Annotated in this window: 13 protein-coding genes, 21 tRNA genes and 3 rRNA genes; 5 read left to right on the forward strand and 32 right to left on the reverse strand. The window is 46.8% G+C overall.

What is annotated here, in order from left to right:
* Nucleotides 1–55 precede the first annotated feature (55 nt).
* On the forward strand, nucleotides 56–1,666 hold the full coding sequence (locus MKX49_RS22615; protein ID WP_340877876.1) for a sensor histidine kinase: 1,611 nt from the start codon (nucleotides 56–58) through the stop codon (nucleotides 1,664–1,666).
* The gene (locus tag MKX49_RS22620; RefSeq protein ID WP_340877878.1) at nucleotides 1,659–2,354 is read left to right on the forward strand and encodes a response regulator; all 696 of its coding nucleotides are present in this window, start codon (nucleotides 1,659–1,661) and stop codon (nucleotides 2,352–2,354) included. Before MKX49_RS22615 ends, MKX49_RS22620 begins: the two co-directional genes overlap by 8 nt.
* A 45-nt stretch (nucleotides 2,355–2,399) precedes the next feature.
* On the opposite strand, the gene MKX49_RS22625 is transcribed toward MKX49_RS22620, so the two are convergent.
* From MKX49_RS22625 to MKX49_RS22655, 7 genes are all read right to left on the reverse strand, one after another.
* The gene (locus tag MKX49_RS22625; protein ID WP_153246142.1) at nucleotides 2,400–2,546 is read right to left on the reverse strand and encodes a hypothetical protein; all 147 of its coding nucleotides are present in this window, start codon (nucleotides 2,544–2,546) and stop codon (nucleotides 2,400–2,402) included.
* A gap of 350 nt (nucleotides 2,547–2,896) precedes the next feature.
* Nucleotides 2,897–4,000, reverse strand: a complete 1,104-nt coding sequence (menC, locus tag MKX49_RS22630) for an o-succinylbenzoate synthase (RefSeq protein ID WP_340878604.1) — start codon at nucleotides 3,998–4,000, stop codon at nucleotides 2,897–2,899.
* Nucleotides 3,997–5,478: an o-succinylbenzoate--CoA ligase gene (locus MKX49_RS22635; RefSeq protein WP_340877879.1), complete on the reverse strand. Its 1,482-nt coding sequence runs from the start codon at nucleotides 5,476–5,478 to the stop codon at nucleotides 3,997–3,999. Before MKX49_RS22635 ends, menC begins: the two co-directional genes overlap by 4 nt.
* 86 nt (nucleotides 5,479–5,564) lie before the next feature.
* The gene (gene menB, locus MKX49_RS22640; protein WP_370029151.1) at nucleotides 5,565–6,377 is read right to left on the reverse strand and encodes a 1,4-dihydroxy-2-naphthoyl-CoA synthase; all 813 of its coding nucleotides are present in this window, start codon (nucleotides 6,375–6,377) and stop codon (nucleotides 5,565–5,567) included.
* A 7-nt stretch (nucleotides 6,378–6,384) separates the two neighbouring features.
* A complete protein-coding gene (gene menH, locus MKX49_RS22645) occupies nucleotides 6,385–7,206 on the reverse strand; it encodes a 2-succinyl-6-hydroxy-2,4-cyclohexadiene-1-carboxylate synthase (protein WP_340877881.1) in 822 nt (273 codons plus the stop codon).
* Entirely contained in the window at nucleotides 7,203–8,954 is a 1,752-nt protein-coding gene (gene menD, locus MKX49_RS22650) for a 2-succinyl-5-enolpyruvyl-6-hydroxy-3-cyclohexene-1-carboxylic-acid synthase (protein ID WP_340877883.1), read from the reverse strand. The genes menH and menD overlap by 4 nt, the downstream gene beginning before the upstream one ends.
* A complete protein-coding gene (locus tag MKX49_RS22655; RefSeq protein WP_340877885.1) occupies nucleotides 8,947–10,356 on the reverse strand; it encodes an isochorismate synthase in 1,410 nt (469 codons plus the stop codon). The genes menD and MKX49_RS22655 overlap by 8 nt, the downstream gene beginning before the upstream one ends.
* 299 nt (nucleotides 10,357–10,655) lie before the next feature.
* Here MKX49_RS22655 and MKX49_RS22660 point away from each other — a divergent pair, with 299 nt between their 5' ends.
* Nucleotides 10,656–11,576, forward strand: coding sequence for a 1,4-dihydroxy-2-naphthoate polyprenyltransferase (locus MKX49_RS22660; RefSeq protein ID WP_034310484.1), 921 nt, complete (start codon nucleotides 10,656–10,658; stop codon nucleotides 11,574–11,576).
* Nucleotides 11,577–11,722: 146 nt separating this feature from the next.
* Entirely contained in the window at nucleotides 11,723–12,472 is a 750-nt protein-coding gene (locus tag MKX49_RS22665; protein ID WP_340877887.1) for a TraR/DksA C4-type zinc finger protein, read from the forward strand.
* Between the two features lie 41 nt (nucleotides 12,473–12,513).
* On the opposite strand, the gene MKX49_RS22670 is transcribed toward MKX49_RS22665, so the two are convergent.
* From MKX49_RS22670 to MKX49_RS22785, 24 genes are all read right to left on the reverse strand, one after another.
* Nucleotides 12,514–12,585 (reverse strand) — tRNA-Glu (locus MKX49_RS22670).
* A gap of 3 nt (nucleotides 12,586–12,588) precedes the next feature.
* Nucleotides 12,589–12,679, reverse strand: a tRNA-Ser gene (locus MKX49_RS22675).
* Between the two features lies 1 nt (nucleotide 12,680).
* Nucleotides 12,681–12,755 (reverse strand) — tRNA-Asn (locus MKX49_RS22680).
* A gap of 12 nt (nucleotides 12,756–12,767) precedes the next feature.
* Nucleotides 12,768–12,844 (reverse strand) — tRNA-Ile (locus MKX49_RS22685).
* A gap of 5 nt (nucleotides 12,845–12,849) precedes the next feature.
* Nucleotides 12,850–12,923, reverse strand: a tRNA-Gly gene (locus tag MKX49_RS22690).
* Between the two features lie 4 nt (nucleotides 12,924–12,927).
* Nucleotides 12,928–13,003, reverse strand: a tRNA-His gene (locus MKX49_RS22695).
* A 17-nt stretch (nucleotides 13,004–13,020) separates the two neighbouring features.
* Nucleotides 13,021–13,096, reverse strand: a tRNA-Phe gene (locus MKX49_RS22700).
* A 23-nt stretch (nucleotides 13,097–13,119) separates the two neighbouring features.
* Nucleotides 13,120–13,195 (reverse strand) — tRNA-Asp (locus tag MKX49_RS22705).
* Between the two features lie 6 nt (nucleotides 13,196–13,201).
* Nucleotides 13,202–13,275, reverse strand: a tRNA-Met gene (locus MKX49_RS22710).
* 103 nt (nucleotides 13,276–13,378) lie between these two features.
* Nucleotides 13,379–13,471 (reverse strand) — tRNA-Ser (locus MKX49_RS22715).
* A 20-nt stretch (nucleotides 13,472–13,491) separates the two neighbouring features.
* Nucleotides 13,492–13,568 (reverse strand) — tRNA-Ile (locus MKX49_RS22720).
* A 10-nt stretch (nucleotides 13,569–13,578) separates the two neighbouring features.
* Nucleotides 13,579–13,655 (reverse strand) — tRNA-Met (locus MKX49_RS22725).
* 28 nt (nucleotides 13,656–13,683) lie between these two features.
* Nucleotides 13,684–13,759 (reverse strand) — tRNA-Ala (locus tag MKX49_RS22730).
* Between the two features lie 17 nt (nucleotides 13,760–13,776).
* Nucleotides 13,777–13,853, reverse strand: a tRNA-Pro gene (locus tag MKX49_RS22735).
* A gap of 11 nt (nucleotides 13,854–13,864) precedes the next feature.
* Nucleotides 13,865–13,941, reverse strand: a tRNA-Arg gene (locus MKX49_RS22740).
* Between the two features lie 10 nt (nucleotides 13,942–13,951).
* Nucleotides 13,952–14,040 (reverse strand) — tRNA-Leu (locus MKX49_RS22745).
* Nucleotides 14,041–14,052: 12 nt separating this feature from the next.
* Nucleotides 14,053–14,127, reverse strand: a tRNA-Gly gene (locus MKX49_RS22750).
* An 8-nt stretch (nucleotides 14,128–14,135) separates the two neighbouring features.
* A tRNA-Leu gene (locus tag MKX49_RS22755) sits at nucleotides 14,136–14,217 on the reverse strand.
* 7 nt (nucleotides 14,218–14,224) lie between these two features.
* Nucleotides 14,225–14,300, reverse strand: a tRNA-Lys gene (locus tag MKX49_RS22760).
* A gap of 21 nt (nucleotides 14,301–14,321) precedes the next feature.
* Nucleotides 14,322–14,397, reverse strand: a tRNA-Thr gene (locus MKX49_RS22765).
* 10 nt (nucleotides 14,398–14,407) lie between these two features.
* A tRNA-Val gene (locus MKX49_RS22770) sits at nucleotides 14,408–14,483 on the reverse strand.
* Between the two features lie 11 nt (nucleotides 14,484–14,494).
* Nucleotides 14,495–14,610: ribosomal RNA gene (gene rrf / locus MKX49_RS22775) — 5S ribosomal RNA — on the reverse strand.
* Nucleotides 14,611–14,729: 119 nt separating this feature from the next.
* Nucleotides 14,730–17,662 (reverse strand): 23S ribosomal RNA (locus MKX49_RS22780).
* Between the two features lie 176 nt (nucleotides 17,663–17,838).
* Nucleotides 17,839–19,389 (reverse strand): 16S ribosomal RNA (locus MKX49_RS22785).
* The 16S, 23S and 5S rRNA genes sit together here with 21 tRNA genes alongside, the layout of an rRNA operon.
* A 429-nt stretch (nucleotides 19,390–19,818) precedes the next feature.
* Between MKX49_RS22785 and MKX49_RS22790 the strand changes: the two genes are divergently transcribed.
* Nucleotides 19,819–20,004, forward strand: coding sequence for a hypothetical protein (locus MKX49_RS22790; RefSeq protein WP_034310479.1), 186 nt, complete (start codon nucleotides 19,819–19,821; stop codon nucleotides 20,002–20,004).
* 32 nt (nucleotides 20,005–20,036) lie between these two features.
* On the opposite strand, the gene MKX49_RS22795 is transcribed toward MKX49_RS22790, so the two are convergent.
* A complete protein-coding gene (locus MKX49_RS22795) occupies nucleotides 20,037–20,936 on the reverse strand; it encodes a DMT family transporter (protein WP_406593175.1) in 900 nt (299 codons plus the stop codon).
* Nucleotides 20,937–20,975: the final 39 nt, after the last annotated feature.

A 20,975-nucleotide genomic window follows, 5' to 3' on the forward strand; every position in this document is an offset into this window, starting at 1 on the left:
GAAAAGTGATAGAAATTCTGTTACTATTAAGTATAGAAGTAATGGAGGAAAACCAATGGATAAATCCTTTCATATGCCCATTCAAATTAAAATCACCCTGCTATCATTCGTAATCGTCGCTTTTTCGATACTAATAGGCGGGATTTTTATATTCGGAAATATCGTTTCGGTCAGGGAAGATGAAATCGGCAAACGATCCATGATCACAGCCCATACCATTGCCGAACTCCCTGAAGTACAGAAATTGGTCCGTGAGCCTGAAGGATGGACGCAGCTTAATCCGATTATTGAAAACTTAAGGAAAATCCATCAAGCGGATTATATAGTTGTACTCAACAATCAGCATATACGCTATTCCCACCCGGTGTTCAGTCAATTGGGGACCCCGTCTAGCAGCAGTGATGAAAGCGCTGCGTTCGCTGAACACGAATACCTTTCAAAGGCTGCTGGCGAACTTGGCATTTCAATCCGCGCCTTTGTCCCGATCCTCGATGGAGATAGAGAGCAAATCGGCGTCGTGCTGGTCGGGAATATCTTGCCTACGATACCGGAATTAATAAAGGACCTGAAAGGCGAAATCGCGATTATCCTGGTCCTTACCCTTCTATTCGGTGTTTGCGGCTCTTGGCTCATGGCAAAAAGGATAAAAAAAGAAACCTTCCAACTGGAACCCCATGAAATTTCACGGATGTTGGTTGAAAGGACAGCCGCTTTCAATGCCATGCATGAAGGGGTCATCGCCATAGATAATAATCAGGCCATCACGATTTTCAATGAAAAGGCTAAGCAGATATTCAAGATCGAAGGTGCGGTCATAGGCAAGAATATCAATGATATCATACATGATACCCGTCTCCCGGAAGTGCTCGATCGGACATCTCCCATCTTCAATCAGGAAATCTCCGTTCAAAACAGGAATATTGTAAGCAACCGGGTACCGATAAAGATTGCGGATAAAACGATCGGTGCCGTGGCCATTTTCCAGGATCGCACCGATGTGACGAAGCTAGCTGAAGAGTTGACCAGTGTCAAAGCATTCGTGGAAGCCCTGCGCGTTCAAAACCATGAACATATGAACAAACTTCATACGATAGCAGGATTGATCCAGCTAGGTAATCTTGACGAAGCGCTGCATTACATTTTTCAGATCACGGAAGAACAAGAGGAATTGACCAGGTTTTTGACGAAGCACATTCACGATGATAATTTAGTGGGGCTGATATTAAGTAAGATCTCCTTGGGACGGGAACTCGGGATCGAGCTCATCATGGACAAACACACAAAATTGGACCGCTTCCCCGCTGGTTTGGACCATCACGATTTTGTTTTGATAATCGGAAACCTGATCGAAAACTCATTCGCAGCGCTAAAGCATTGCTCAGAGGAAACCAAACAGGTTTATCTATCCATCTACCAGGATGAACGTCATTGTCAAATCGTGCTTGAGGATAATGGACCCGGCATTCCCGAGGACATTCATAAAGATATATTCGAGTATGGTTTTACAACAAAAGGTGCGGAAGGATCAGGAATTGGTCTTTATTTAATAGACCAAATTGTAAAAAAAGCGAACGGCGAAATGAAATTCACGACACGCCCTAATGAGGGAACAAGCTTTTTTATTTCTTTTCCGATGCATGATATAGAGGAGAACCAAAATGACTAACGAAATTCGTGTACTTTTAATTGAAGATGACCCAATGGTCCAAGAGGTCAACAAACAGTTCATCGAGCGCCTGCCTGCCTTTAAAGTCTTTGATACAGCTTCAAATGGGCTTGAAGGTCTGGAAAAAATCAGGCAGTCTAAACCCGACCTTGTCATTTTGGACATCTTCATGCCATCTTTAAACGGGGTTGATACACTTTATCAAATTAGAAAAGAGCAAATTGATGTGGATGTCATCATCATTTCAGCGGCAAATGATCAGAAAACGATTCGAAAAATGATACAGAACGGGGCTTTTGACTATTTAATCAAGCCATTTAAATTCGATAGGCTAAAACATACGCTGGAACAATACTATGCTTTTCGGATGGAGGTTGAACCTGATCATCAAATTTCCCAAAATCAGCTCGACCGAATCCTCTTTCAAAATAAGACACATTCTGAAGCGCGTCCGAAATATGATGTTCCGAAAGGATTGAATGGCGCGACTCTTGAGCAAGTGACGAAGTTCATAAAGACCCAGCCTGGGTCACTATCGGCAGAAGAAGTGGCTGATGGAATTGGAATCGCCAGAGTTACAGCTAGGCGCTATCTTGAATACTTGCATGGCGAAGAAGTCCTTCAGCTTGACGTACAATATGGCAGCATAGGCCGTCCAGTCAATAGGTACCGGCTAAAAAAACTTTAAACGCATGGGGACCGGCTCGAACGGTTCCCTTTTTACTTTTATTCTTTACGCACCTGTCTTCCGGTCATAGAGGCCCCACTTTCTCTTCAAAAGAAACAGCTCGCACTCCTTCAAAGCCGTCACTTCTTTTATGACATAGTCAGGCATGCCCCTTCTTAGTAGAATTTCCGCAATAAGGTACGGTTTTTTCATACACTCTCCCCTCCTTTTCCCTTTGGTTGCCCTTCTTTTCATTCATTATACAAAATAATCCAATAAAGGAAAAATAGACAAAGCCCCATTTTCCGAAAAAATTATGGTTTATCGGGCCATTTAAATGGTTTTTCTAAAAAATCTGCAGACAAATAAAAAATGTTCAGGTTGATTTCAGTCAGCCGTACCCTTTCCGCCGACTGTTAGTATCCTATTAAAATCATGTTCCAAAAGGGTGGGGTTTCCGTCCAATAAAGTACTAATTGGGTAAGTTACATAAATCGTGGGAGTAAAAGGAGATGGGATCAATATTTGATCAAAAGAGGTGGGCGTGCACCTCCTTTGATGTTTCATTTGTACAGTTTACTATATGTAGTCAATTCCTTAAGCCGCTTTTCATTGATGGCAAAACCGATTCCAGCTTTATCGGGAACTTGGATCATGCCATTTTCGACGATGACTTCAGGATCGATTATATCTCCATCCCAATAACGGGATGAAGATGATATATCCCCAGGAATCGTGAACCCCTTTAATGAGGCAAGTGCAATATTATGTGCACGTGAAATGCCAAACTCAATCATACCGCCGCACCAAACGGGCACATCATTTCCCAGGCATAGATCATGGATTCTTACCGCTTCCATCCAGCCGCCGACTTTAGCCATCTTAATGTTGATGACCCCACAGCTCTGGAGCGACAGTGCACTTTTTGCATCATGAAATGAATTTATGCTTTCATCAAGGCAAATGGGTGTCTGCAGCTGTTTCTGCAAAAATGAATGTTCCACAATGTCGTCATGCCCCAGCGGCTGCTCAATCATCATCAGCTTAAAGTCATCAAGCTTCTGCAGATGCGGGATGTCATCAAGAGTGTACGCTGAATTGGCATCTGCCATTAGCGGGATATCGGGATAGGCCCGACGGATTTCCGCTAAAAAATCCAAATCATTTTGAGGATTTATTTTTATTTTATATCGCTGATAACCGGAACCGGAAAAATCCTCGATCTGGCGCATTGCATCTTCTATATCATTCGATGCAATGACTACGCCAGCGGCCACTTCACTTCGTACGCCGCCAAACAGCCGTCCAAGGTAGACTCCTTTCTGCTTCGCATACAAATCGAGGATTGCCTGTTCTAGTGCCGATTTCGCCATTGCATTCCGCCTGATTCCGCTCCATAAGTTCGGCAGTTCATCAGGATGCCTGATCTGACTGGCCAATGTCAGCGGGATTAAGAAGTCATCCAACATATGAAAGCATGTTTTGGTCGTTTCCTCGGTATACCAAGGACTTGTAAAAGGCACAGCTTCCCCGTATCCAATCAATCCATCTTCATCCATGGCTTCGACAATTATCACTTCCCGGTCGCTTACCGTTCCGAGATGCGTCTTGAATGGCCGCTTTAAAGGGGCCTTAATGAGCTTTAGGGAAATGGAGGATAACTTCATTGCCATTCCCCCATCTCCTTCTTCAGTTCCCGTCTAAGAAGCTTGCTTGCTCCATTCCTGGGAAGCTCCTTACAAAATATCACGTTCCGGGGAATCTTATAGGATGCCAAATACTCCTTGCAATATTCGAGCAGTTCGCTCTCACCTAGCTCTGCACCTTGATGCAGGACAACAAAAGCAAGCGGGATCTGTCCCCATTTTTCATCTTCTGTCCCCGTCACTCCCGCTTCGAACACATCGGGGTGCGTACTAAGGACATTTTCAATCTCGGCCGGGTAGACATTTTCACCGCCGGAAATGATTAAATCCGAACGTCGGTCAAGCACATATAAAAAACCTTCCTCATCGAGATAACCAAGGTCCCCAGTATAAAGCCATCCATCGGTAATGGCCTGCTGTGTAGCATCCATCCGATTAAAATAGCCTTTCGTCACATTCGGACCTGAAACCACGATTTCCCCCACTGCACCCGGTTCACACATCGTGCCGTCTTTCTCAATCCGTAACTGCGAAGGAAACAAAGGCTTTCCCGCAGAGCCGATTTTTGCCATGCTATATTCCGGTGCCAGCGTCACAATCTGTGAAGACGTTTCGGTCATCCCATATGTTTGATAGACGGGAATCCCTTTCTCCTTACATACCTCAAGCAAATGGACGGGTGCAGGGCCGCCGCCCAACAGGAAACAGCGGAAGGTTTTGGGATAGCTTGTTCCCTTCATATCCTGCACCATCCTATTCAGCATCGCCGTCACGACCGAAATGATCGTCACGCCATTTTCCTGGATGCTCCGGTTTGCTTCCCGTTCATCGAAACGTTCCGCCAAAACGACTTTCATGCCATAAATCACATTTTTCATCAAGATGGATAAACCGCTAATATGAAAGATCGGAACCGCACAATACCAAGAATCCTCTTCATGCAATCCAAGGTTCAGAACAGACCCAACGGCACTCCACCAATGGTTGCCGAATGTTTGGATGACCCCTTTTGGATTTCCTGTCGTACCAGATGTATACATGATCGTAGCGGTATCCTCAAGGTAAAACTCTTGAAGTATCCCTGCTGTGCCCTCCTCCGGCAATTCTTCCATTAAGTGAAGCTTCAAATCCGGGAGAATCTCACCAATATCAGCTAGTTTGCCGGAGAAGGACCCTTCCGAAACAAGATAGGCTGTTTTGCTGTCCTCGATCTGCCAGGACAGCTCTTTTGCCGTTAGCTTATTATTCAGCATCACAATCTTCACACCGAGATGAAATAGTGCATGGATAACGACAACACCATCAATATGGTTACGGAGCAAAACCGCGCATGAATCGCCAGCGCCCAGACCAATGCTTGAAAGCCTTCCAGCCATCTTCTCCGATAAAGTATACAGTTCAAGAAAGCTATACGTATGACCTTCAAACTCAATTGCTGGGCGATCCGGTGAAAGATGCGCCCGATTTTTCAGCCAGTTCGGCAACTTTTCTTCTGCCATTGCTGCTTCCCCTCTTCCTTTTTGATATAGAAAACAGCCCGGCGATTTTCCGCCAAGCTGTCAGTCTCATCGATTCACGCGTTTCATTAAGGGAAACGAGGGAATTGCCCAAAGTCCGGAGTGCGTTTTTCTTTGAATGCATCGCGGCCTTCTTTTGCTTCTTCTGTTGTATAGTATAAAAGTGTAGCGTCACCAGCCAATTGCTGAAGACCTGCAAGGCCATCCGTATCAGCGTTCATTGCCGCTTTCAAGAAACGAAGTGCAGTCGGGCTCTTCTCAAGCATTTCTTCACACCATTTAACCGTTTCCGCTTCTAATTGGTCTAAAGGCACGACCGTGTTGACCAATCCCATATCCAATGCTTCCTGTGCATTGTATTGACGGCATAGGTACCAGATTTCACGCGCCTTTTTATGACCCACGATACGTGCAAGGTAGCCAGAACCATAACCAGCATCAAAGCTTCCTACATTCGGTCCAGTTTGTCCGAAAATTGCATTGTCAGCAGCAATCGTCAAGTCACATACCACGTTCAAGACATTACCTCCGCCAATTGCATATCCTGCCACCATGGCTACGACTGGTTTTGGAATGACGCGGATCAAACGTTGCAAATCAAGAACATTTAGACGCGGAATGTTATCTTCACCCACATATCCGCCATTTCCGCGTACTTTTTGGTCTCCGCCTGAACAGAATGCTTTGCCGCCTACACCTGTTAAAATAATGACACCAATGCTGGAATCATCACGCGCCCTTGCGAATGCATCAATCATTTCAGCAGTCGTTTTTGGCGTGAATGCATTATGTACATGCGGTCGATTGATGGACACTTTCGCAATCCCGTTATATTTTTCATACAAAATCTCATCATATTCACGTATTGTTTCCCATTGAATCGTCACCTTAATTCCTCCTTCTATTTCGCTTTAAAAACTCACTTATTATTTTACCAAACTTTTCTCCAACTTCCACATGAATCGCATGTCCCGCATCATTTATTATTTTCCATTCGACGCGCGTCAGCTCTTTTTTCATCGAGTCAGCTATTCGACAAAACTTATGGTCAAGTTCACCGGTTACAAGGAGCACCGGGAAATCAAGGGTTTGCAGTTGTTCCCAGTAAGAAGCCTGACTGCCGGTCCCCATGCCAAGAAGGCTATTGGAAAGGCCGGCAGGGTCATTTGCCAGCCGCTGCTCCCGAATGGCCGACCTGGTTTTGGCCGACAACCGTTTTTGGCTTTCAAACAGCGGGATGTTTTCCCATTGATCCACAAACGCTTCCATGCCATTTGCAAGAAGCCGTTCGGCAAGCTTCCGATCATTTCCCCTTCGGATTTCCCGCTCCTCTTCTGTTAAAAGACCAGGTGAAGCACTCTCCAGTATCAATGTATCAACATACTCAGGATACAAACAGGCAAATCCCAATCCGAGCCTTCCGCCCATCGAGTATCCAAGGATATGGGCTTTCGGGAAATGTAACACATCCAAAATATACTTGATATCCTCAGCCACATTTTCCAGCTCATACCTTCGATGATCGGCTGGTGACGCAGACATGCCATGTCCGATGATGTCGACCATGATCAGCGTATACCTGTCACTCAGTAGCGGGATGAGAAATTTCCATGTATCCCGATTTCCCGTAAATCCATGCAAAAGTACAAGAGGATCCCCATTTCCCGTTATTTCAACAGCATAATTGACATCCTTGCTGACAATATTCATGATATTTCCCTGTCTAACACCATTTTTATTTCCTGGGAAACAAAGCTCCACAAATTTCGATGCTTTTGTAAATTGGACTCTCTTTCTGTCGGTACTTCGATGATTTTCAGACCTTGAATTTCGAACGACTCTGTAAATACCTTCTCGAACTCATCCCAATTTTGCACCTTGTTGTATTTACCGCCATAAAGCTGGGCAGTATGTGAAAAATCAAGCCCATGAGGTGTGCCGAATAGCGTTTCGAAATGTTCCCTCTCATTCGCCTGCGGCAAGAAGGAAAAAATGCCGCCGCCATCATTATTAACCAGCAAAATCGTGATATTTTGTTTTTGAAGTTTTGCTGCAAGCAAGCCATTCATATCATGGAAAAAGCTTAAATCCCCGATTGCCAGCACTGTATTTTCCGATACCGTGCTCACGCCTAGTGCAGTGGAAACGACACCATCGATGCCATTCGCCCCGCGATTGGCAATGGTTTGGATTCCTTTTTCATTATTCAAAAAGAAAGTATCCAAATCACGTATAGGCATACTATTCCCGACAAATAACGTCGACTCCAATGGCATCATATCAGCAAGCAAGGCGAACAGCTTGCCTTCGCTTAACTCCGCTTCATCCCTGACGGAGGCTAAGGCATCCTTCGTCGCTCCGTTGACGGTTTGCCATAAGCGAAGCCATTCATCATCAGGGGAAGAAGTAATGCCTTCAGCTATTCGCAGACAAAAATCTTTCTCTTCGCTGTAAATCATATTCGTTGCCAAACCGGCTGGTTCGCGCCAGCCTGCTCCGCCATCGACGACCAAAGTAATCGCCTGTTTTTGTTTTTTCATGAATAACAATAACGGTTTAGAAACAGGCATTGCCCCGAATCGCAAGATCACTTCCGGCCTGAACGCCGCTTTTGCCGTTTCATCGCGCAGAAACGTATCGTACGCATCAATGATGACGGCTTTATCATGACTTCCGCTCCTTAACTGTGAAAGGGGATCAGCCAGTACCGGAAAAGCAAGTTTTTTCGCTAATGCGACAATGGCTTCCTTCATCTCTGGATGCGGTAATTCGCCACATACAATGATACCTTGCTTAGCTTTTGACAATGTAGTTGCAACCGCTTCTAATTGTGATGCGGACAATGACCGTTCTCCACTGTCAATCAACACTGCAGGCTTCCTTTTATTTTGCCGGTACTCCTTTGCTTGGTCCAGGTCCGGAATCAATGGTTCTCGAAGCGGGAAATTCAAATGTACAGGCCCTGCCGGTTCAGCGGCCGCTGTAGCCACTGCCCTTGCACCGACCGTTCTGGCATACCGCATCATCCCATCCGTGCTTTCAGGAAGTGCCATTTCGACAAACCATTTTACATGTCTCCCGTAGAGGTGTATTTGATCGATTGCCTGCGGGGCTCCGACATCACGCAATTCATGCGGACGGTCAGCTGTAAGTACAATAAGCGGCACTCTTGAATAGAAAGCCTCGATGACGGCTGGATAATAGTTTGCAGCGGCTGTACCGGACGTACAAAGAAGTCCGACAGGTTCTTTTAAGGCCTTAGCCAAACCAAGGGCAAAAAAAGCAGCCGAACGCTCATCCACATTAATATGAATTTCGATATCAGGATGTTCCACTAGCAGCAAAGCCAGGGGCGTGGATCGTGAACCTGGGCTCACCACCACATGCTTCACCTCATTTTGTGCCAGCTCATCGACGAATGAAGCAGCATACGCTGTCAATGCATCTCGGTCATTCATTAAGATTTCCTCCTAAAGCACTTAACATCGGATTGAATTTAATCCCCGTTTCCCGGAATTCACTTTCGGGTGTCGATTCTTCCACTACTCCGCATCCGGCAAAGAGCGATGCCTCATTGTTCTGTATCAGGGCAGAACGTATCCCTACAGCGAATTCCCCGTTCCCATACGTATCCACCCAGCCTAAAGGACCCGCATAAAATCCGCGTTCCAGACCTTCCAATTCCCGAATTCGGACAACAGCCTTTTCTTTTGGAAGTCCTCCCATGGCAGGTGTGGGATGGAGGCTCTCGACGAATTCAAAAATCGTGACACCTTCCTTGGATATACCGCGAACCGGTGTGTACAAATGCTGGATATGACGGTTTTTCATAAGTGTCGGTCCGGCCGGGACCATCACCTTTTCGCATACAGAATCAAAAGCATTGGATATCATCGACACGACATATTGATGCTCTTGTAAATTCTTTTGGTCATGAAGCAATTCTTCACCAAGACAAACATCTTCTTGCTCATCTTTCCCTCGCCGCATCGATCCGGCAAGACAGGTAGAAAAAACTTCATTTCCCTGTTTCTTAATCAAACGTTCGGGGGTGGCACCGACAAAACAGTCACCACCAGCCTCCAAACTGAAAATATAACTCAATGGCTGCTCAGCAATCAATTGTTCAAGCACTTTCCCTGAATCGATGGAACGTTCAAAACCAAGTCGAAGCTCCCTTGCCAAAACAATCTTGTCGAGATCTGTCGTCTTGATTTCCTGAACAGCCTCTGAGACCGTCCGCTTCCATTCCTCAGGTTCGACTTCCTTCTGCATAACAAGGAAATTTGCACCCAATCCATTGCCATCCAAGCTTTCGAAGAGGAAAGCTTCCCGTTCATTTATCATATCTATGAAGAGTTTTTCTGAATCATCAGGCGAACAAAGTAAGTTTGTCGTTAAGTAAGCTTGTTTCCCCACTATTGAAAGCATGAAGGCAGGTATATAAAACAGGTTGTCCCCGAACTGATTCCAAAGGAGCGTACTGTCATTTTCATAATCAAAAGAAAAGCCCCCAAACAGTAAAGGACCTGTCGCTTCTACATCGGTCACTCCTGTTTTGACAGCATCATTCTGCAGTTTGATCCAGCTCTTTTCGACTTCTCTATAACGTTCGGCATTTGATGCCGCTTTGAGTTTCTTAACATTGCCTAAACCGGTGATGGTTATTTCCTTTGCAGGGTCCTCCCAGAAAAAGCGTTCACCCGCATACCGTTCTCTTCCAGCTTGATAAAATGAAAGGGGGTTGTTGCATTTAATCTTCTTAATATGACTGAATAGAACTTGATCATTCAAGTCCTTCGCCTTTTGTATAGCTGAAGCCAGTCCCTGAAACTGTTCAGTTTCCTCTGAGATAGCCAAAAAAATCCCCCCAAATGTACATTTTAAAAGCTATTTAACCTATTTAAAGATACACCTCCCTTGAACCTCATGTCAATAAAACGCCCCTTTACCGAACGATTCTTCCCTGCTTTTTTCCTTATTATATGAATCTTAGCGAATGTAGAGAAATACCCTTGATTTTGGAAATGCATCACCCATGAATTTCAATTGTCACCCATACCCACTTTTCCTGCATTTATTAGGATAACCTTTTGTGCAACATTTCAATATTTGTTATAATTTCGAGAGAACCAATAATGATTTTGAGGAGAGAAATAATGCAAACAGAATACGACGGACTTCCCCTTAAACGGACCTGGAAGATTTGGTGGGAGTTAATTCGTCCACATACACTAACCGCAGCTTTTGTCCCAGTCTTACTTGGAACTGTGATTGCACTTTTGGAAGATGGAGTGAATTGGTTACTATTCGCTGCCATGATGATTGCAAGTATCCTGATTCAAGCTGCAACCAATTTATTCAATGAATACTATGATTTCAAGAGAGGCCTGGATACGGAGGAATCCGTAGGGATCGGTGGCGGGATCGTCCGTCATGGGATGACCCCCAGACTAATCATGAACTTGGCCCTTGGCATGTATGCCATCGCCTTGATCATTGGAATCTATATCTGTGCCGCATCGTCTTGGTGGCTTGCTGCAGTAGGCCTCGTTTGCATGCTTGTCGGCTATCTTTATACAGGCGGTCCCCTGCCCATTTCATATACACCGTTCGGGGAACTTTTTTCTGGATTGTTCATGGGCTTTTTGATAATCCTGATCGCCTTTTTCATTCAAACCGGTGATGTTTCTTCAACAGCCATCTTAATTGCCATTCCAAGTGGGATACTGGTAGGGCTGATCAACCTATCCAATAACCTCCGAGATCATGATGGGGATAAGGCACATGGCCGCAAAACGATGCCAGTCGTGATGGGCAGGAAAAACGCCCTGACATTCATGGCAATCATGTTCGCTTTCTCTTATCTATGGCTTGTTGGGCTCGTTCTTACCGGAAGCGTTACGGCTTGGATTCTCCTTGCCTTCCTTAGCATACCGAAGGCCATGGCCGCAATAAAAGGCTTCGTAGGTAAAACACAGCCGATCACGATGGTGCCGGCAATGAAAGCCACTGCCCAAACGAACACCTTCTTTGGCTTACTCATGGCCATTGGATTATTCATCAGCTATCTTATATAATCTCCGGGGACTGAGCCCATCCGCTCAGTCCTTTTTTCTATCTTCCGTTCCATATTGTTTTCCTATACTCCGATTCGGGTAATAGATAATACAACCACCTTACCAATATAAAAAGAGATTTGGACTTTAGAAGGAGTGAATTGGATATGGCAACGAAACAACAAACGCAAAAATTCAAAAAAGAACTGCTTCAAGAAAAAAATGAGCTATGTAATAGAATTCAAAATGATGAACAATCCGTTCTGGATAAAAGCCAAACGGAATCCGTAGGTGAATTATCATCCTATGATAATCATCCTGCTGACCTAGGGACCGAATTATTCGAGATGGAACGGAATCAAGCACTCGATGAGCATGCACAATCCGAAATGGAGAAAATAGATGAAGCTTTGAAAGCCATGGAAGAAGGATCGTATGGCCATTGTAAAACCTGCAATAAGGAAATCCCCATCGAGAGGCTTGAAGCGATCCCAAGCACCCTCTACTGTGTCGAGCATGCCCCAGAACGAACGCTTTCACAAGACAGGCCAGTGGAAGAGGATATACTGATTCCATCCAAGGGTGATCATTTTGAAAATCGTCATGGAATCGAAATGGCGGCTAAAGAAGATAGCTTTGGTGAAGTGGCCAAATTCGGTACATCAGAAACGCCATCTGATTATACCGGCGATCATGACAATTACAATGGTCTTTATAAAAACGAGGATGAAACGGATGGATTTCCTGAAGACTATGAAGGATTTGCCGCAAATGATATCGAAGGAAAAACGAGAGTGGATATACCGAACAAAAAGCAAAAGGAATATGAAGATACCCTGAAAGAAGAAAATATAGAATCCCAACTTGGAGACATTCCCTATAAACAAAAAGATGGTTATATCAAGGAAAATAAATGAAAAAAAGAAGCATACATGAATGTATGCTTCCCTTTTTGTTATGACCCGTACGGGATTCGAACCCGTGTTACCGCCGTGAAAGGGCGGTGTCTTAACCGCTTGACCAACGGGCCAACTGGCGGAGAAGGAGGGATTTGAACCCTCGCGCCGCTCGCGCGACCTACACCCTTAGCAGGGGCGCCTCTTCAGCCTCTTGAGTACTTCCCCGTGGCTCCGCAGGTAGGACTCGAACCTACGACCGTTCGGTTAACAGCCGAATGCTCTACCACTGAGCTACTGCGGAACAATATGAATATGGTGGGCCTAAATGGACTCGAACCATCGACCTCACGCTTATCAGGCGTGCGCTCTAACCAGCTGAGCTATAGGCCCATATTTGGAGCGGGTGAAGGGAATCGAACCCTCATCATCAGCTTGGAAGGCTGAGGTTTTACCACTAAACTACACCCGCGAAATGGGGCGACTGATGGGAATCGAACCCACGAATGCCTGAACCACAATCAGGTGCGTTAACCACTTCGCCACAATCGCCGTAATTTTGTAAGATATGGTGGCTCAGGACGGAATCGAACCGCCGACACAAGGATTTTCAGTCCTTTGCTCTACCGACTGAGCTACTGAGCCACATATGTATTCAATTTAAATAATGGCGGTCCCGACGGGAATCGAACCCGCGATCTCCTGCGTGACAGGCAGGCATGTTAACCGCTACACCACGGGACCTAATAATTGCGGGGACAGGATTTGAACCTGCGACCTTCGGGTTATGAGCCCGACGAGCTACCGGACTGCTCCACCCCGCGACGGTAATAATGAAACGATTAGCATCAAGCTTTCGTGAATATTGTTTCGTCCGCATCCTTTATGTAAGGTTGTTTTAAAACAACTTGCTGCTTTTAGAAAAAATGGAGGAGGTAGAGGGATTCGAACCCCCGCGGGATTTGACTCCCCTGTCGGTTTTCAAGACCGATCCCTTCAGCCGAACTTGGGTATACCTCCACGGCTTAAAAAAATGAATATGGTGGACCTTGTAGGACTCGAACCTACGACCGGACGGTTATGAGCCGTCTGCTCTAACCAGCTGAGCTAAAGGTCCTTATATTTATTGGTAGCGGCGGAGGGGATCGAACCCCCGACCTCACGGGTATGAACCGTACGCTCTAGCCAGCTGAGCTACACCGCCAATATAATATAAGTTTCTGATTGAAAAATGGTGGAGCCTAGCGGGATCGAACCGCTGACCTCCTGCGTGCAAGGCAGGCGCTCTCCCAGCTGAGCTAAGGCCCCATTCATTAAAAATCACGTGGTCGGGAAGACAGGATTCGAACCTGCGACCCCTTGGTCCCAAACCAAGTGCTCTACCAAGCTGAGCTACTTCCCGCAATAAAAACATGGTGCGCCCGGCGGGAGTCGAACCTACAACCTTCTGATTCGTAGTCAGATGCTCTATCCAATTGAGCTACGGGCGCATATTTATGATGGTGCCGAGGACCGGAATCGAACCGGTACGGTAGTCACCTACCGCAGGATTTTAAGTCCTGTGCGTCTGCCAGTTCCGCCACCCCGGCACATACGAAAAGTGGAGCGGAAGACGGGATTCGAACCCGCGACCCCAACCTTGGCAAGGTTGTATTCTACCACTGAACTACTTCCGCATGAAAGATGCGGGTGAAGGGACTTGAACCCCCACGCCTTGCGGCGCCAGATCCTAAGTCTGGTGCGTCTGCCAATTCCGCCACACCCGCATATAAATGGTGAGCCATGAAGGATTCGAACCTTCGACCCTCTGATTAAAAGTCAGATGCTCTACCAACTGAGCTAATGGCTCGTGCTTGTACTATCTTAAAAATGGTGCCGGCAAGAGGACTTGAACCCCCAACCTACTGATTACAAGTCAGTTGCTCTACCAGTTGAGCTACACCGGCAGGTGTAAAATGGTGGAGGATGACGGGATCGAACCGCCGACCCTCTGCTTGTAAGGCAGATGCTCTCCCAGCTGAGCTAATCCTCCATATGAAACCTGCTTGGCGACGTCCTACTCTCACAGGGGGAAACCCCCAACTACCATCGGCGCTGAAGAGCTTAACTGCCGTGTTCGGAATGGGAACGGGTGTGACCTCTTCGCTATCGTCACCAAACAATTTTAACATTTTTTCAAGACATATATTATTATAACGTCTTTTTGAGAAAATGCAAGAAGAAATTTTCATTCCTTCAAAACTAGATAATAAGAAGGTATTTCATTATTTAAAAAGCGTTGGTTAAGTCCTCGATCTATTAGTATCAGTCAGCTCCACATGTCACCATGCTTCCACCTCTGACCTATCAACCTGATCATCTTTCAGGGATCTTACTAGCTTGCGCCATGGGAAATCTCATCTTGAGGGGGGCTTCATGCTTAGATGCTTTCAGCACTTATCCCGTCCGCACGTAGCTACCCAGCTATGCCTTTGGCAAGACAACTGGTACACCAGCGGTGCGTCCATCCCGGTCCTCTCGTACTAAGGACAGCTCCTCTCAAATTTCCTGCGCCCGCGACGGATAGGGACCGAACTGTCTCACGACGTTCTGAACCCAGCTCGCGTACCGCTTTAATGGGCGAACAGCCCAACCCTTGGGACCGACTACAGCCCCAGGATGCGATGAGCCGACATCGAGGTGCCAAACCTCCCCGTCGATGTGGACTCTTGGGGGAGATAAGCCTGTTATCCCCGGGGTAGCTTTTATCCGTTGAGCGATGGCCCTTCCATGCGGAACCACCGGATCACTAAGCCCGACTTTCGTCCCTGCTCGACTTGTAGGTCTCGCAGTCAAGCTCCCTTGTGCCTTTACACTCTACGAATGATTTCCAACCATTCTGAGGGAACCTTTGGGCGCCTCCGTTACTCTTTAGGAGGCGACCGCCCCAGTCAAACTGCCCACCTGACACTGTCTCCCACCCCGATAAGGGGCGCGGGTTAGAATTTCAATACAGCCAGGGTAGTATCCCACCAACGCCTCCACCGAAGCTGGCGCTCCGGCTTCTCAGGCTCCTACCTATCCTGTACAAGCTGTACCAAAATTCAATATCAGGCTGCAGTAAAGCTCCACGGGGTCTTTCCGTCCTGTCGCGGGTAACCTGCATCTTCACAGGTACTATAATTTCACCGAGTCTCTCGTTGAGACAGTGCCCAGATCGTTACACCTTTCGTGCGGGTCGGAACTTACCCGACAAGGAATTTCGCTACCTTAGGACCGTTATAGTTACGGCCGCCGTTTACTGGGGCTTCGGTTCAAAGCTTCGCTTGCGCTAACCTCTCCCCTTAACCTTCCAGCACCGGGCAGGTGTCAGCCCCTATACTTCGCCTTGCGGCTTCGCAGAGACCTGTGTTTTTGCTAAACAGTCGCCTGGGCCTATTCACTGCGGCTTTTCTGGGCTATTCACCCTAAAAAGCACCCCTTCTCCCGAAGTTACGGGGTCATTTTGCCGAGTTCCTTAACGAGAGTTCTCTCGCACACCTTAGGATTCTCTCCTCGCCTACCTGTGTCGGTTTGCGGTACGGGCACCTTACATCTCACTAGAGGCTTTTCTTGGCAGCGTGGAATCAGGAACTTCGGTACTATATTTCCCTCGCCATCACAGCTCCGCCTTAATGGAAACGGGATTTGCCTCGTTTCCGGCCTAACTGCTTGGACGCGCATATCCAACAGCGCGCTTACCCTATCCTTCTGCGTCCCCCCATCGTTCAAACGATGTATAGGTGGTACAGGAATATCAACCTGTTGTCCATCGCCTACGCCTTTCGGCCTCGGCTTAGGTCCCGACTAACCCTGAGCGGACGAGCCTTCCTCAGGAAACCTTAGGCATTCGGTGGAAGGGATTCTCACCCTTCTTTCGCTACTCATACCGGCATTCTCACTTCTAAGCGCTCCACCAGTCCTTCCGGTCTGACTTCAACGCCCTTAGAACGCTCTCCTACCATCGACACCATACGGTGTCAATCCACAGCTTCGGTGATACGTTTAGCCCCGGTACATTTTCGGCGCGGAGTCACTCGACCAGTGAGCTATTACGCACTCTTTAAATGGTGGCTGCTTCTAAGCCAACATCCTGGTTGTCTAAGCAACTCCACATCCTTTTCCACTTAACGTATACTTTGGGACCTTAGCTGGTGGTCTGGGCTGTTTCCCTTTCGACTACGGATCTTATCACTCGCAGTCTGACTCCCAAGAATAAGTATTTGGCATTCGGAGTTTGACTGAATTCGGTAACCCGTTGGGGGCCCCTAGTCCAATCAGTGCTCTACCTCCAATACTCTCATCTTGAGGCTAGCCCTAAAGCTATTTCGGAGAGAACCAGCTATCTCCAGGTTCGATTGGAATTTCTCCGCTACCCACACCTCATCCCCGCACTTTTCAACGTGCGTGGGTTCGGGCCTCCATTCAGTGTTACCTGAACTTCACCCTGGACATGGGTAGATCACCTGGTTTCGGGTCTACGACCTCATACTCATTCGCCCTATTCAGACTCGCTTTCGCTGCGGCTCCGTCTCATCAACTTAACCTCGCATGAAATCGTAACTCGCCGGTTCATTCTACAAAAGGCACGCCATTACCCATTAACGGGCTTTGACTACTTGTAGGCACACGGTTTCAGGATCTATTTCACTCCCCTTCCGGGGTGCTTTTCACCTTTCCCTCACGGTACTGGTTCACTATCGGTCACTAGGGAGTATTTAGCCTTGGGAGATGGTCCTCCCTGCTTCCGACGGGATTTCTCGTGTCCCGCCGTACTCAGGATCCACTCAGGAGGGAACGAAGTTTCAACTACAGGGTTTTTACCTTCTTCGACGGACCTTTCCAGGTCGCTTCATTTACCCCGTTCCTTTGTAACTCCATGTTGAGTGTCCTACAACCCCAAGAGGCAAGCCTCTTGGTTTGGGCTAATTCCGTTTCGCTCGCCGCTACTCAGGAAATCGCGTTTGCTTTCTCTTCCTCCGGGTACTTAGATGTTTCAGTTCCCCGGGTCTGCCTTCAGTACCCTATGTATTCAGGTAAAGATACTGTTCCATTACGAACAGTGGGTTTCCCCATTCGGAAATCTCCGGATCAAAGCTTACTTACAGCTCCCCGAAGCATATCGGTGTTAGTCCCGTCCTTCATCGGCTCCTAGTGCCAAGGCATCCACCGTGCGCCCTTTCTAACTTAACCGTTAAAAAAGATCTTACAGATGCTTTGAAAAAAATTAATTGCCTTCTATCTATTATCTAGTTTTCAAGGAACAAAGCAGAAAGTATCCATCACATCGTGATGACTGTCTTTCCTATTTGAATGAATTACTCATTCAAAACTGAACAAAACAAAAGCGCTCTCGTAATTATCCTTAGAAAGGAGGTGATCCAGCCGCACCTTCCGATACGGCTACCTTGTTACGACTTCACCCCAATCATCTGTCCCACCTTAGGCGGCTGGCTCCATGAAGGTTACCTCACCGACTTCGGGTGTTACAAACTCTCGTGGTGTGACGGGCGGTGTGTACAAGGCCCGGGAACGTATTCACCGCGGCATGCTGATCCGCGATTACTAGCGATTCCGGCTTCATGCAGGCGAGTTGCAGCCTGCAATCCGAACTGAGAATGGCTTTATGGGATTCGCTTACCTTCGCAGGTTTGCAGCCCTTTGTACCATCCATTGTAGCACGTGTGTAGCCCAGGTCATAAGGGGCATGATGATTTGACGTCATCCCCACCTTCCTCCGGTTTGTCACCGGCAGTCACCTTAGAGTGCCCAACTGAATGCTGGCAACTAAGATCAAGGGTTGCGCTCGTTGCGGGACTTAACCCAACATCTCACGACACGAGCTGACGACAACCATGCACCACCTGTCACTCTGTCCCCCGAAGGGGAAAGCCCTATCTCTAGGGTTGTCAGAGGATGTCAAGACCTGGTAAGGTTCTTCGCGTTGCTTCGAATTAAACCACATGCTCCACCGCTTGTGCGGGCCCCCGTCAATTCCTTTGAGTTTCAGCCTTGCGGCCGTACTCCCCAGGCGGAGTGCTTAATGCGTTAGCTGCAGCACTAAAGGGCGGAAACCCTCTAACACTTAGCACTCATCGTTTACGGCGTGGACTACCAGGGTATCTAATCCTGTTTGCTCCCCACGCTTTCGCGCCTCAGTGTCAGTTACAGACCAGAAAGTCGCCTTCGCCACTGGTGTTCCTCCAAATCTCTACGCATTTCACCGCTACACTTGGAATTCCACTTTCCTCTTCTGCACTCAAGTTCCCCAGTTTCCAATGACCCTCCACGGTTGAGCCGTGGGCTTTCACATCAGACTTAAGGAACCACCTGCGCGCGCTTTACGCCCAATAATTCCGGACAACGCTTGCCACCTACGTATTACCGCGGCTGCTGGCACGTAGTTAGCCGTGGCTTTCTGGTTAGGTACCGTCAAGGTACCAGCAGTTACTCTGGTACTTGTTCTTCCCTAACAACAGAACTTTACGACCCGAAGGCCTTCTTCGTTCACGCGGCGTTGCTCCGTCAGACTTTCGTCCATTGCGGAAGATTCCCTACTGCTGCCTCCCGTAGGAGTCTGGGCCGTGTCTCAGTCCCAGTGTGGCCGATCACCCTCTCAGGTCGGCTACGCATCGTCGCCTTGGTGAGCCATTACCTCACCAACTAGCTAATGCGCCGCGGGCCCATCTATAAGTGACAGCGTAAACCGTCTTTCCATCTTCTCTCATGCGAGAAAAGAACGTATCCGGTATTAGCTCCGGTTTCCCGAAGTTATCCCAGTCTTATAGGCAGGTTGCCCACGTGTTACTCACCCGTCCGCCGCTAATCTCAGGGAGCAAGCTCCCGTCGATTCGCTCGACTTGCATGTATTAGGCACGCCGCCAGCGTTCGTCCTGAGCCAGGATCAAACTCTCCGAAGAAATGTTTGACTTGCTCATTTGCTTTTTTGATAGTGTGTGCTCACTTAAAATTTAACGTTGGCGCTTTGTTTTGTTCAGTTTTCAAAGAGCAATTTCGATGTCGTTTCTCTCAGAAGCGACCTCTATAATGTAACACATTCTGTCACGTTTCGTCAACAACTTTTTTTAAATTCTTTTTAACAACTTGTTAGCTGTTTAAGTTGCTGTCTTAGCGACAAGAAATAATATACCATGTACTAAAAATGTTTGCAATACGTTTTTTAAAACTTTTTCAAAAAAAACATTTTCACCTATTTCCTTCTATATATTCTTTATCACACCCCTCCCCTGACATCCGGGCCATGCCCATATTTTATGAATAAACGAAGCATATTTCCAAAGAAACACAAATAGTCATATATAGATATCTTTTTTCCATGAGGTGAAGCAATGAATCTGCCATTAATCGGATTACTCATTTCTTACAGTATGGCCCTTTACTTATTCAGTACCGCTTTTTATGAAGCCATCAAGTTCAGCAGAGAAAAAGGCAAGGTGAATGGTACGACGTTTTTATTCAGCTTTACTTTCGCTTTGATTTTCACACGGATCACCTATTTGTTTCACCCATATTAGATAAAAGCAGTAAGTCGGGAGACTTACTGCTTTTATACGGAGACTTGCGCCTCTTTATGTTCCTTGCTTTTCTTTTCATCCTTTAAGAACATCATCAAACCACCCAATATGATGGTACCTCCAAGGACCTGCGTCCAGAGTATCGGTTCATCTAATATGAAATAAGCCAGAATTGTCGCTCCCACCGGTTCAAGCAATATTCCCATCGAAAGCGTCGATGTGCTTAACCATTTTAGTGACCAATTGAATAAAGAATGTCCTAATAAAGTCGGGAAAATGGCAAGCAAAACGAAATAGATCCAATCGGAAGCAGGATAAGGCGCCAATGCCTCTCCCTTGAAGATCACATAGAAAAACAAGGCGACGGAGCTGATTGCATACACGACAAATGTATATGTTATAGAAGAGACGCGTTTTCGGACATTTTGACCAAACAGTAAATATCCGGTTACGAGCGCACATGCGATAAGCGAAAGAATATCTCCCCAAAGCGCCATGCCGCTGATTCTCAAATCACCCCAGCTAATGACAAGGCTGCCTGCTATCGCAATGATGCCGCTCAATATTGCCTTCATTGAAAATCTTTCTTTAAAAAACAGGTAGGCTCCGGCAAAAGCGAATAAAGGCTGGAGGGTTACGAGGACAGTTGAACTTGCGACCGATGTGTAATTAAGCGATTCAAACCATAAAATAAAATGAAAAGCCAAAAACACTCCTGCCGCAATCGAATACAGCCAATCCTTTTTTTCAATGAATTTAAGTTCATGACGGTATTTCACCATGAAAACCGGCAACATAAGAAGGACGGTAAATAATAAACGGTAAAAGGCGATAACACCCGATGGAGCGGTCGCCAGTTTAACAAGGATGGCCGAAAAAGATACGGATGCCACACCGATCGCCAACGCTACATAGGGATTCACTTTTGGCATTTGCACTTAGATTCCTCCTTTCAACGGAATTACGTTACA

This window comes from Peribacillus sp. FSL M8-0224 (assembly GCF_038003055.1).
GTDB classification, from domain to species: domain Bacteria; phylum Bacillota; class Bacilli; order Bacillales; family DSM-1321; genus Peribacillus; species Peribacillus frigoritolerans.

Excerpts from the sequence above, each read along its gene's own strand:
- menH (WP_340877881.1), bottom strand. The coding sequence starts at position 7,206 with ATGAATATTGTCAGCAAGGATGTCAATTATGCTGTTGAAATAACGGGA.
- MKX49_RS22620 (WP_340877878.1), top strand. The coding sequence starts at position 1,659 with ATGACTAACGAAATTCGTGTACTTTTAATTGAAGATGACCCAATGGTC.
- menC (WP_340878604.1), bottom strand. The coding sequence starts at position 4,000 with ATGAAGTTATCCTCCATTTCCCTAAAGCTCATTAAGGCCCCTTTAAAG.
- MKX49_RS22615 (WP_340877876.1), top strand. The coding sequence starts at position 56 with ATGGATAAATCCTTTCATATGCCCATTCAAATTAAAATCACCCTGCTA.
- MKX49_RS22635 (WP_340877879.1), bottom strand. The coding sequence starts at position 5,478 with ATGGCAGAAGAAAAGTTGCCGAACTGGCTGAAAAATCGGGCGCATCTT.
- MKX49_RS22795 (WP_406593175.1), bottom strand. The coding sequence starts at position 20,936 with ATGCCAAAAGTGAATCCCTATGTAGCGTTGGCGATCGGTGTGGCATCC.
- MKX49_RS22660 (WP_034310484.1), top strand. The coding sequence starts at position 10,656 with ATGCAAACAGAATACGACGGACTTCCCCTTAAACGGACCTGGAAGATT.
- MKX49_RS22625 (WP_153246142.1), bottom strand. The coding sequence starts at position 2,546 with ATGAAAAAACCGTACCTTATTGCGGAAATTCTACTAAGAAGGGGCATG.
- MKX49_RS22665 (WP_340877887.1), top strand. The coding sequence starts at position 11,723 with ATGGCAACGAAACAACAAACGCAAAAATTCAAAAAAGAACTGCTTCAA.
- menD (WP_340877883.1), bottom strand. The coding sequence starts at position 8,954 with ATGAATGACCGAGATGCATTGACAGCGTATGCTGCTTCATTCGTCGAT.
- MKX49_RS22790 (WP_034310479.1), top strand. The coding sequence starts at position 19,819 with ATGAATCTGCCATTAATCGGATTACTCATTTCTTACAGTATGGCCCTT.